This is a genomic window from Streptomyces beihaiensis (assembly GCF_026274175.1).
In the GTDB taxonomy this organism is placed as follows: Bacteria; Actinomycetota; Actinomycetes; order Streptomycetales; family Streptomycetaceae; genus Streptomyces; species Streptomyces beihaiensis.
This window is the reverse complement of the sequence record NZ_JAPHNL010000261.1, coordinates 1-320: the sequence shown is the minus strand read 5'-3', so window position 1 is coordinate 320 and position 320 is coordinate 1. Positions and strand designations below refer to the sequence as shown.

Annotated in this window: 1 protein-coding gene; it reads right to left on the bottom strand. The window is 64.7% G+C overall.

Annotation, left to right across the window (positions count from 1 at the left end; genetic code table 11):
* Positions 1–320 (bottom strand): thiamine pyrophosphate-dependent enzyme (locus tag OFY01_RS20580; RefSeq protein ID WP_266602027.1); only part of this gene is annotated, 320 nt, incomplete at both ends.

The window sequence follows — 320 nt, the reverse complement described above, 5'->3', positions numbered from 1 at the left end:
CCGTCGTTGAAGATGTTGCAGTTCTGGTAGATCTCCACCAGGGCGGTGCCGGGGTGTTCGGCGGCCTGGCGCAGGACGTCGGTGAGGTGTTTGCGGTCGGAGTCGACGGTGCGGGCCACGAAGGTGGCTTCCGCGCCCAGGGCGAGGGAGACGGGGTTGAAGGGCTGGTCGAGGGAGCCCATCGGGGTGGATTTGGTGATCTTGCCGATTTCGGAGGTGGGGGAGTACTGGCCCTTGGTCAGCCCGTAGATCCGGTTGTTGAAGAGGAGGATCTTGAGGTTGACGTTGCGGCGCAGGGCGTGGATGAGGTGGTTGCCGCC